General features: G+C 47.4%; 7 protein-coding genes. All 7 read right to left on the bottom strand.

Annotation, left to right across the window (positions count from 1 at the left end; genetic code table 11):
* Nucleotides 1-2: 2 nt before the first annotated feature.
* The 7 genes from rpsG to rplA all read right to left on the bottom strand — a co-directional run bounded on the left by rpsG (nucleotide 3) and on the right by rplA (nucleotide 12,067).
* Complete coding sequence (gene rpsG / locus ICL80_RS08575) at nucleotides 3-473, bottom strand: 30S ribosomal protein S7 (RefSeq protein ID WP_194215678.1); 471 nt, start codon at nucleotides 471-473, stop codon at nucleotides 3-5.
* Between the two features lie 18 nt (nucleotides 474-491).
* A complete protein-coding gene (gene rpsL, locus ICL80_RS08570; protein ID WP_194215677.1) occupies nucleotides 492-863 on the bottom strand; it encodes a 30S ribosomal protein S12 in 372 nt (123 codons plus the stop codon).
* 471 nt (nucleotides 864-1,334) lie between these two features.
* The gene (gene rpoC, locus ICL80_RS08565; RefSeq protein ID WP_194215676.1) at nucleotides 1,335-5,549 is read right to left on the bottom strand and encodes a DNA-directed RNA polymerase subunit beta'; all 4,215 of its coding nucleotides are present in this window, start codon (nucleotides 5,547-5,549) and stop codon (nucleotides 1,335-1,337) included.
* A gap of 141 nt (nucleotides 5,550-5,690) precedes the next feature.
* Nucleotides 5,691-9,788 carry a DNA-directed RNA polymerase subunit beta gene (gene rpoB / locus ICL80_RS08560; protein ID WP_194215675.1) on the bottom strand — a complete coding sequence of 1,366 codons (4,098 nt, stop codon included), beginning with the start codon at nucleotides 9,786-9,788 and terminating at the stop codon, nucleotides 5,691-5,693.
* Nucleotides 9,789-10,028: 240 nt separating this feature from the next.
* Nucleotides 10,029-10,403: a 50S ribosomal protein L7/L12 gene (gene rplL / locus ICL80_RS08555; RefSeq protein ID WP_194215674.1), complete on the bottom strand. Its 375-nt coding sequence runs from the start codon at nucleotides 10,401-10,403 to the stop codon at nucleotides 10,029-10,031.
* 104 nt (nucleotides 10,404-10,507) lie between these two features.
* Nucleotides 10,508-11,023, bottom strand: a complete 516-nt coding sequence (gene rplJ, locus ICL80_RS08550; RefSeq protein ID WP_194215673.1) for a 50S ribosomal protein L10 — start codon at nucleotides 11,021-11,023, stop codon at nucleotides 10,508-10,510.
* 348 nt (nucleotides 11,024-11,371) lie between these two features.
* Nucleotides 11,372-12,067 (bottom strand): 50S ribosomal protein L1, encoded by a 696-nt coding sequence (rplA, locus tag ICL80_RS08545; RefSeq protein WP_194215672.1) that lies wholly within the window; start codon nucleotides 12,065-12,067, stop codon nucleotides 11,372-11,374.

Below are 12,067 nucleotides of genomic sequence, written 5' to 3'. Positions count from 1 at the left end.
ACTTACCAACGGTAGTGTGAAAATGCTTTGTTCGCGTCAGCCATTTTGTGCGTATCTTCACGCTTTTTAACGGCAGAACCACGACTATTCGCAGCATCAAGCAGTTCACCAGACAGGCGATCCACCATAGTTGTTTCATTGCGCTTCCGGGCAGCATCGATGAGCCAGCGAATTGCAAGCGCCTGAGCACGCTCACTGCGTACCTCAACAGGCACCTGATACGTTGCACCACCTACACGGCGTGAACGTACCTCAATCGCAGGCTTAACATTATCAAGTGCTTCATGAAAAAGCCCAAGAGGCTCAGACTTGGCACGGCTTTCGATTTTATCGAAAGCACCATATACGATACGCTCAGCTACTGATTTTTTACCATCCAACATCAGGCTGTTCATGAACTTTGTCAGAACCTTATCACCAAACTTTGGATCAGGCAGTACTTCGCGTTTTTCTGCTTTATGACGACGAGACATGCGGTCTTCCTCTCAAACTTACTTCGGACGCTTCGTGCCGTATTTCGAACGGCTACGGCGACGATCTGCAACACCCTGGGTATCAAGCACACCACGAAGAGTGTGGTAGCGAACACCAGGTAAGTCTTTCACACGACCACCACGAATCAGGACAACAGAGTGCTCCTGAAGGTTATGGCCTTCACCAGGAATATAGGAAGTAACCTCATGACCATTCGAAAGGCGCACGCGCGCAACCTTACGAAGTGCCGAGTTTGGCTTCTTTGGTGTCGTTGTATAAACACGTGTACACACGCCGCGCTTTTGCGGACATGCTTCAAGCGCAGGCACTTTATTGTGCACTGGCTTTGATTTGCGCGGCTTACGCACAAGTTGGTTAATGGTAGGCATTCTTTTTCCTTGCCGTTTTTCTCTGTCACCATCACCCGAAAGACTCGTTTTACATGCAGCAAAACCACCTACATCGGAATACTACCCACTCCGATGAGGCCATTCGGGATTACAAATTTAACTCTCTTAGTCAGAAAACCGCAGCGTCTAACCGGGATTCGGTTACCACCAGCGCTCTGACGAGGTGCGCTTACTACAGCGAAACAGAAGCAACGTCAACGAAAAAAGAGTGCCCTACCCTATATATTAGTGACAAGGGGCTAATTTGCATAAATGTAGCTTCTGCCAGCTTTTACCTAACTTACTCAAAAAAGAAAACCCCACAGCTTTTATGATTCCAGAGAACACCTGAATATCCATATTTCACCCTATAGCGGGCTTCCCTGCTCTTTTCAGCTTCACTTAGAAATGGCAACAAAAAAGGCTCGCCGCAGCGAGCCTTTTTACTATCATTAACTATTGGTCGGTAATTTAAGCTTCAGCACCTGAGGCATCAGCCGTTGCGGCAGCAAACTCTGCCTCAGCGCTTGCCATAGGATCATTAGCCTTTGCTTGCTCTTCTGTTGCAATCTGATCGCGTTTCAGAGCTTCATGGCGCAGACGGTTCACAACCGCACCCGTACCTGCAGGAATAAGGCGACCAACAATCACGTTCTCTTTCAGGCCAACAAGTTTGTCTTTCTTACCAGCAACAGAAGCTTCTGTCAGAACGCGTGTCGTTTCCTGGAAGGATGCAGCAGAGATAAAGCTACGTGTCTGCAAGCTGGCTTTTGTGATACCCAATAGAATTGGGAAGCCTTTAGCTGGTAGACGACCTTCTTTTTCGAGCTTGGTATTATAGATTTCAAACTCTTCACGCTCAACCTGCTCACCCGGCAGATAGGTGCTATCACCAGAAGATGTAATTTCAACCTTCTGCAACATTTGACGAACAATAACTTCAATGTGTTTATCGTTAATCTTCACACCTTGCAGACGGTAAACATCCTGCACTTCTTTAACCAGATAGTTAGCAAGAGCTTCAACGCCCATAACCTGCAAAATATCGTGAGGTGCTGGGTTGCCATCAATCAGATACTCACCCTTCTGGATGAAGTCGCCTTCCTGAATGGTAATGTGCTTGCCTTTTTGCACCAGATATTCAACTGGCTCGCCTTCAGATTCGTCGCGAGGACGAATTGTAATCCGACGTTTGTTTTTGTAGTCACGGCCAAACTCAACAATACCGTCGATATCAGCAATAACCGCACAGTCTTTCGGACGACGTGCTTCAAACAGCTCGGCCACACGAGGCAGACCACCAGTAATATCCTTGGTCTTAGCAGCTTCCCGAGGAATACGGGCAATAACATCACCAGCCTGAACATGACGGCCATCTTCAACAGACAGGATGGCATCAACAGACAGGAAGTAGCGTGCCTCTGTACCGTTTGCCAGCTCAACAACCTGATCGTCTTTATCACGCAGTGTAATACGCGGACGGAGATCAGCACCTTTTGGAGCAGAGCGCCAATCAGTCACAACCTTGGTTGCAATACCAGTGCCCTCGTCAACAACTTCTTTAACTGAAGTTCCTTCAACAAGATCAACCAGACGTACCGTACCAGTTTGCTCGGTGATGATTGGAATGGTATAAGGATCCCATTCCGCAAGTTTTTCACCTTTAACAACCTGATGACCCTCGTCCTTGAACAGGTGCGAGCCATATGCAAGACGGTGTTTCGCGCGGTCACGGCCTTCGTCATCAACAATGACAACTTCCATGTTCCGACTCATAACAATCTTGCGGCCCTTGCTGTCTTCGATAACATTACGGTTATCAATACGCACAGTACCATCAGCTGATGATTCAATCGCAGACTCAGCGTTCACCGTTGCAGCACCACCAATATGGAATGTACGCATTGTAAGCTGTGTACCTGGCTCACCGATAGACTGAGCTGCAATAACACCAACAGCCTCCCCCATATTGACAGGTGTACCACGCGCAAGATCACGGCCATAACATTTGCCGCACGTACCGCCTTTGGTTTCACATGTCAGCACTGACCGGATTTTCACTTCGCCAAGACCCGCTGTTTCAACAGCGTCAGACTTAACCTCGTCAAGAAGCTCGCCTGCTTCAAAAAGAAGCTTACCTGTCACAGGGTGTTTAATATCATTAGAAAGGCAGCGGCCAAGGATACGCTCGGCAAGAGGTACAAGAACGTCGCCGCCCTCAGACACTTCTGTTACCGTAATACCGTTATGAGTACCGCAGTCTTCTTCAACAATCACACAGTCCTGCGATACGTCAACCAAACGACGTGTCAGGTACCCTGAGTTCGCAGTCTTGAGGGCTGTATCAGCAAGACCCTTACGCGCACCGTGAGATGAGTTGAAATACTCAAGAACTGATAGGCCTTCTTTAAAGTTAGAGATAATTGGTGTTTCAATAATCTCGCCAGAAGGTTTTGCCATCAAGCCGCGCATACCAGCAAGCTGCTTCATCTGTGCAGCGGAACCCCGTGCACCTGAGTGTGCCATCATGTAAACAGAGTTCATATCGCTTTGACGACCTGTGTCATCAATCGTTGTACGCTCCATTTCTTTCATCATTGCTTCGGCAACTTTATCACCACACTGCGCCCAAGCATCAACAACCTTGTTGTACTTCTCGCCTTGTGTGATCAGGCCGTCCTGATACTGCTCTTCAAACTCTTTCACGATCGTTTTTGTATCTTCAACCAATTTGATCTTGGCATCAGGGATGATCATGTCGTCTTTACCGAAGGAAATACCCGCAGTACATGCACGTTTAAAGCCCTCGCCCATAATACCATCAGCAAAGAGTACAGTTTGTTTCTGTCCACAGTGACGATAAACAACGTCAATAACCTCAGTAACCTCTTTCTTCGTCAATTGACGGTTAATGAGGCTGAAAGGTACCTTCGGGTGTTTCGGCAAGTGACGCGCAAGCAGCATACGGCCTGGTGTAGTTTCCGCCCGAATGAACTTCGGATTACCATCGTTATCAACTGTTTCAACTCGAGCAATAATTTTGGTATTAAGTGTAATAGTTTTGCTATCGAGTGCGAATTGAATTTCATCAAAGTCAGCAAATGACTTGCCTTCACCCACATCACCCTGACGCATGCTGGTCATATAATAAAGACCCAGTACGATATCCTGTGACGGCACAATGATAGGCTTACCGTTTGCAGGAGACAGAATGTTGTTTGTAGACATCATCAACACACGTGCTTCAAGCTGTGCCTCAATGGAGAGCGGTACGTGAACCGCCATCTGGTCACCATCAAAGTCAGCGTTAAAGGCCGCACAAACAAGCGGGTGCAACTGAATAGCTTTACCTTCAATCAGAACTGGTTCAAACGCCTGAATGCCAAGACGGTGCAATGTCGGTGCACGGTTCAACATTACCGGGTGTTCACGAATAACCTCATCAAGGATATCCCAAACTTCACGGCGTTCTTTTTCAACCAGTTTTTTCGCAGCTTTAATTGTTGTCGCAATACCTTTGCGGTCAAGGCGCGAATAGATAAACGGCTTGAATAGCTCAAGCGCCATTTTCTTCGGCAGGCCACACTGGTGCAGTTTCAATTCAGGACCAACCACGATCACGGAACGGCCAGAATAGTCAACCCGTTTACCAAGAAGGTTCTGACGGAAACGACCCTGCTTACCTTTCAGCATGTCTGAAAGTGACTTCAGCGGGCGCTTATTAGCTCCCGTTATAGTGCGGCCACGACGACCGTTATCAAACAGTGCATCAACAGCTTCCTGCAACATCCGTTTTTCGTTCCGGATGATAATGTCAGGCGCGCGCAGTTCAATAAGGCGTTTCAAACGATTGTTCCGGTTGATCACACGGCGGTACAGGTCGTTAAGATCTGATGTCGCAAAACGACCGCCATCAAGTGGAACAAGCGGACGCAGTTCTGGCGGAATAACCGGTACTACAGTCAAAATCATCCACTCAGGACGGTTGCCTGATTCAATAAAGCTTTCAACAACTTTAAGGCGCTTAATGATTTTCTTTGGTTTCAGTTCAGATTTGGTTTCAGCCAATTCTTTCAGAAGCTTCTCGCGCTCGCCTTCCAGATCAATAGATTCAAGAAGTTTGCGAATTGCTTCAGCACCGATACCCGCCGTAAAGCTATCTTCACCATATTCGTCCTGAGCACGATAATAATCGTCCTCTGACAAAAGCTGGAACTGTTTGAGCGGCGTAAGGCCAGGCTCAATAACAACATAGTATTCAAAATACAGAACCCGCTCTAGGTCCTTCAGCATCATGTCGAGCAAAAGGCCAATACGGCTTGGGAGTGATTTCAAAAACCAGATGTGCGCTACAGGAGCTGCTAGGTCAATATGACCCATGCGTTCCCGGCGAACTTTAGACAGTGTTACTTCAACACCGCATTTTTCACAGATAATGCCGCGATATTTCATGCGTTTGTATTTGCCACAAAGACATTCATAGTCTTTTACAGGGCCAAAAATACGGGCGCAGAACAGACCGTCTTTCTCAGGCTTAAACGTACGATAGTTAATAGTCTCTGGCTTCTTAATCTCGCCAAAAGACCACGAACGAATACGCTCTGGTGAGGCTATAGAAATCTGAATCTGGTCAAAAGTTTCAGGTTTCTGGTTCGGGTTGAAGTACTTCATCACTTCTTGGTTCATGTCCGGCTTCTCTTAGTTGCTGTAGGGCTCTTCTGTAATAAAGGGGCCCTGTTCGCCTTCCAAAATCAAAGCTTACCGTCTGAATTGCAGATGGCAAACTGGCCGAAGATTTCATTTTCTCCGGCCAAACTCATTAATGCTCTAGTCTGTACCAGTAATCAGTTCAACATTAAGACACAGTGACCGCATTTCCTTCACAAGAACATTAAAGGACTCCGGTATACCTGCATCAAATGTATCATCACCGCGAACAATGGCTTCATAAACCTTTGTACGGCCCTGAACATCGTCAGACTTAACTGTCAGCATTTCCTGCAGCGTATAGGCAGCGCCGTATGCCTGCAGTGCCCACACCTCCATCTCACCAAAGCGCTGACCACCAAACTGGGCCTTACCACCAAGCGGCTGCTGGGTAACAAGACTGTATGGTCCAATCGAACGCGCGTGAATTTTATCATCCACAAGGTGGTGAAGTTTCAGCATGTAAATGTAACCAACAGTTACCTTACGATCAAACTTTTCACCAGTACGGCCATCATACAGGTCAACCTGACCAGAGCTGTTAAGCCCTGCTTTTTCAAGCATCACTACAATATCAGCCTCTTTAGCACCATCAAACACAGGAGTACCCATAGGAACACCGTTTGTCAGGTTGCCAGCAAGTTCCAGTATCTGCTCATCGTCAAGCTCTGCAATCTCGCTTTCAAACTGCTCATCACCGTAGATGTCCCGGAATTTACCACGGAAATCATCTGTGGTGCCTGCGCCGTGTTTGTAAGCATCAAGCATCGCATCGATCTGACGACCAAGGCCACGTGAGGCCCAGCCAAGGTGTGTTTCAAGAATCTGACCAACGTTCATCCGCGAAGGTACACCAAGTGGGTTAAGAACCACGTCGACAGCTGTACCATCATCAAGGTGTGGCATGTCTTCAATTGGCATAATACGCGAGATAACCCCTTTGTTACCATGACGACCGGCCATTTTATCACCCGGCTGAAGCTTACGCTTCACGGCAACAAAAACCTTAACCATTTTCAGAACACCAGGAAGCAACTCATCACCACGCTGGAGTTTTTCGATCTTTTCATCGAAACGGCTCTGAAGCTGGGCACGGTTTTGGTCAAACTGCTTACGCAGACCTTCAATGTTGCCCATAGCAGCATCATCGTCGATTGCCAAATCCCACCAGTGAATACGGTGAAGCTCTGAGAGGCCCTCTTCCGTAACAAGCGTACCCTTTTTCATGTCCTTGGTGCCCGCAGTAACAGTTCTGCCAATCAACAAGGGGCTTAGGCGTGCATAGATATTACGTTCGAGAATAGCACGTTCATCTTCACGGTCTTTTGTCAGACGTTCGATCTCTTCACGTTCGATCGTAAGAGCGCGCTCATCTTTGTCAACACCGTGACGGTTAAACACACGAACTTCAACAACAGTACCAGCAACACCGGGCGGTAAGCGCATAGATGTGTCACGTACATCAGATGCTTTTTCACCAAAGATGGCACGAAGAAGCTTTTCTTCCGGTGTCATCGGGCTTTCGCCTTTTGGTGTAATCTTACCTACGAGAATGTCACCAGGATGCACTTCCGCGCCAACATAAACGATACCGGCTTCATCAAGGCTTTTCAGACCTTCTTCACCCACGTTTGGAATATCACGGGTAATTTCCTCCGGCCCAAGCTTCGTATCACGCGCCATCACTTCAAATTCTTCAATGTGAATTGAAGTGAAGACATCTTCTTTCACGATACGCTCAGAGATAAGGATAGAATCCTCGAAGTTGTACCCATTCCAAGGCATAAACGCCACAAGGGCATTCCGGCCAAGGGCAAGTTCACCAAGCTCCGTTGACGGACCATCACAGATGATATCACCCTTATTGATCACGTCTCCCACTTTCACAAGTGGGCGCTGGTTAATACATGTGTTCTGGTTTGAACGCTGGAACTTTGCAAGTGTATAAATATCAACGCCAGACTGGTCTGATTCAACCTCATCTGTTGCGCGAATAACGATACGTGTCGCATCCACCTGCTCCACAACACCAGTACGGCGTGCAGCAATCGCAGCGCCACTATCAGATGCCACAACTTTTTCCATACCCGTACCAACGAATGGTGCTTCAGCACGCACAAGTGGCACAGCCTGACGCTGCATGTTCGATCCCATAAGGGCACGGTTCGCATCATCATTTTCAAGGAATGGAATAAGAGAAGCCGCAACAGATACCAGCTGTTTTGGTGACACATCCATAAGGTCAATCGTGTTCGGCGTAGACATCAGGTATTCACCTGATTGCCTGCAAGACACAAGCTCGCCAGAGAAGCTGCCATCAGCATTAAGCCCAGCAGTTGCCTGTGCAACCTTAAACTTACCTTCTTCCATAGCAGTCAGGTAAAGGATTTCGTCTGTTACTTTGCCATCCACAACTTTACGGTATGGGCTTTCAATAAAGCCATACTTGTTAACCTGTGCATATGTGGCGAGCGAGTTGATAAGACCAATGTTTGGCCCCTCGGGTGTTTCAATCGGACAAATACGACCATAGTGCGTTGGGTGTACGTCGCGAACCTCAAAGCCCGCACGCTCACGCGTCAAGCCGCCGGGCCCAAGCGCTGACATACGGCGTTTATGGGTAATTTCAGACAAGGGGTTCGTCTGATCCATAAACTGTGAAAGCTGGCTTGAACCAAAGAATTCACGAACACTTGCCACAACAGGCTTCGCGTTAATCAGGTCATGTGGCATAACAGTGTCAATATCAACTGATGACATCCGTTCGCGGATAGCACGCTCCATACGAAGCAGGCCGATCCGGTACTGGTTTTCCATCAACTCACCAACAGACCGTACACGGCGGTTACCAAGGTGATCGATATCATCGATTTCACCGCGGCCATCCTTAAGATCAACCAGCGTACGCAGTGTTGACAGAATATCTTCACGGCGCAGTGTACCAATAGTGTCTTCACACTCAAGACCCAAGCGCATATTCATTTTCACACGACCAACGTCCGAAAGATCATAGCGTTCTGGATCAAAGAATAGGCCATAAAACAGCGTTTCGGCTGTTTCTTTGGTTGGTGGCTCGCCCGGGCGCATTACTTTATAAATCTCAGCAAGCGCACCATCCGCACATTCAACCTTATCGGCTTTGAGTGTGTTACGAATATACGGCCCAACAGTAACGTCATCAATTTCAAGCACTTCAATTTGCTTGAAACCAGCATCTGTCAGGGCTTCAATAGCCTCAACCGTCAGCTCGTCACCTGCCTCAACATAAATGGCGCCGGTCTTTTCATTGATCATGTCTTGCGCAACATATTTGCCCACGATCATTTCATCAGGAACCAGAATACCTTTAACGCCTTCGTTTTCCAGTTTCTTAGCAAGGCGCGGCGTCAGTTTTTCACCAGCAGCACAAATCACTTCACCGGAATCAGCATTCACCAGATCAAACGCAGGTTTTTGGCCACGCCAAGCATCAGCTTTGAAAGGAATCCGCCAACCACCTTTGGTGCGGCTATAGCTTTGTATCTTGTAAAAATACGCCAGAATATCTTCGTCGCTCATACCAAGGGCATAAAGCATCGTTGTCGCAGGCAATTTACGGCGACGGTCAATGCGAACGTTAACAACGTCTTTCGCGTCGAATTCAAAATCGAGCCATGATCCACGGTAAGGAATAACCCGCGCGGCAAAAAGAAACTTGCCAGAACTGTGTGTTTTACCACGGTCATGATCGAAGAATACGCCAGGAGAACGGTGCATCTGTGAAACAATCACACGCTCTGTACCGTTCACAACAAATGTACCATTATCGGTCATCATTGGCAGGTCGCCCATATAGACGTCCTGCTCTTTAATATCGAGAACAGACTTGGCTTCAGTTTCAGGATCAACTTCAAACACGATCAAGCGCAGCGTCACACGAAGGGGAGCTGCATAAGTGATATCCCGTTGCTGGCACTCTTCAACATCAAACTTTGGTGCTTCCAGCTCATATTTCACATATTCAAGTGATGCAGTGCTCGCAAAATCCTGAATGGGAAATACAGACTTTAGAACTCTTTCCAAACCCGAGCTTAAGCGCTCCGCCTCGTCTGAACCAGCTCTAAAGAACTTGTCATAAGACCGCCGCTGAACCTCAATGAGATTTGGCATCTGGGTTACTTCAGAAATGTGTCCAAAGTCTTTCCGCACACGTTTACGACCGGTGAATGAAGTCGCCATGCTTCGCCTCGTCCTTTTAATTATGCCTAAATTCTCCTTTGCAAAAGGGGAAATTTCGGCTGTCAAAACAGAGTACAGGGGAGCAATCTACCCTAAACTCCTGAAAATCCAAGTATTTTTGGGATAAAATGTAATTTAACCCAATACAAAGGTATAATATTTATAGTCCTTTACCATCAGGACGCCGAAAGGCCGGAAGCGAAAAACGCATCCGACCTTAAGGATTTAAGCCTCAAGCAATTACTTGAGTTCGACCGTAGCACCAGCTTCTTCAAGTTTCTTCTTGATTTCTTCAGCTTCAGCTTTGTTAACGGCTTCTTTAACAGCCTTAGGTGCGCCTTCAACAAGATCTTTTGCTTCTTTAAGACCAAGACCAGTGATGGCACGAACTTCTTTAATCACGTTAATTTTCTTGTCGCCAGCAGCGGTAAGAATAACGTCGAAGTCAGTTTTCTCTTCAGCAGCGTCAGCAGCAGCAGCACCGCCAGCAGCAGCAACAGCTACAGGTGCAGCAGCAGATACGCCCCACTTTTCTTCGAGAAGTTTTGAAAGCTCAGCAGCTTCCAGAACAGTAAGACCAGAAAGTTCTTCTACAAGCTTATCGAGGTCAGCCATGGTATTCACTCCAATAAATTGGCTCCACTACAGGGAACCGCGTGTCATTTGCATAAAATTCAGGGGGCTAGAACTATCTCCAACCACCTGCGTTACTCTTAAAATTAAGCTGCGTCTTTATTGCTATAAGCACTAAATACACGGGCAAGTTGGCTTGCTGGAGCCTGCGTAATCGCTGCGAGTTTCGTAGCAGGAGCTTGCAGGAGACCCACAAGTTTACCACGAAGTTCATCAAGCGATGGCAGATCAGCAAGAGCTTTAACGCCAGCCGTATCCAGAACCGTTGCCCCCATGCCGCCACCAAGAAGACGAAGTTTTTCGTTTTTCTTAGCAAAATCAGCAAGGGCTTTCGGTGCTGCGACTGCGTCGTCCGCATAACCAATTGCTGTTGGTCCTGTAAACAGGTCAGCAATGCCTTCGTATTCAGTACCTTTAAGCGCAAGACGAGTCAGCCGGTTCTTGGTTACTTTAAGTGTAGCACCCACTTCACGCATGTTTGCACGCAGTGCTGTTATCTCGGCAACAGTTAACCCATCATAGTGAACCACTACGACAGATGCTGCTGCAGAAAAAACATCATGCATGGATGCAACCAGATCCTGCTTTTCGGCTCTTTCCACTTTTCTCGTCTCCGACTTTGAAAACCATCAACATTCAGGTTTTCGTCATTTGAGCCCAGTATTACCCACACCAAGGTGTTAAGTAATACGCTACCGTGTCCAGGGAGCAGAACGGGTTACACCCTATCCTGTAGGAACCGCGAGAATTGCCATTAACAGACAATAATTCCTTACCCTATCTCATGCAGGCCACAGTTCGCGACATCTATTTCTTTTAAACTGCGAAGGTCACTCACTAGAAACACACTTCACAGCACCTGCAATCTCGGACAGTTACTATCATTCAGGCAAAACAACCGCCTGAATGAATGTGCTAACAGGAAAACCCATTAGCACAAATCTTGTTAATTAAGCATCGATTGATGAAACATCAATTTTAAGGCCTGGGCCCATGCTTGATGTCATAGCAATACGCTTTACATACGTGCCTTTCGCGCCTGTCGGCTTTGAGCGAATAACAGCACCGATGAAAGAGTTCACATTCTCAACCAATTTGCTTTCGTCAAAGCTGAGCTTGCCAACACCGCCGTGGATAATACCTGCTTTTTCAACGCGGTACTCAACAGAACCGGCTTTAATAGCAGCAACCGCAGCTTTCACATCCATCGTAACAGTACCAAGCTTAGGGTTTGGCATCAGGCCTTTCGGGCCAAGAACTTTACCAAGACGACCCACAACCGCCATCATATCTGGGGTTGCGATCACACGGTCAAAGTTCATGTTACCCTTTTGGATATCTTCCATCAGGTCTTCTGCGCCAACAACATCAGCACCAGCAGCTGTTGCTTCGTCTGCTTTTGCACCGCGCGCAAATACAGCAACCCGCATTGTTTTACCCGTACCGTGAGGCAGAGCAACAACGCCGCGAACCATTTGATCAGCATGACGTGGATCAACACCAAGGTTCATAGAAACTTCAATTGTCTCATCAAACTTCACAGCAGAACGTGCTTTAAGCTCGTTCACGGCTTCAGCAACGGTATAAAGCTTTTCGCGGTCAAGGCCTTCCCAAGCTTTCTTCAGGCGTTTTGTAGTTTTAACCAT

The organism is Kordiimonas pumila, assembly GCF_015240255.1.
Taxonomy (GTDB): Bacteria; Pseudomonadota; Alphaproteobacteria; order Sphingomonadales; family Kordiimonadaceae; genus Kordiimonas; species Kordiimonas pumila.
Note: the sequence above shows the minus strand (reverse complement) of the source record. Positions and strands in the feature narration are given on the sequence as shown.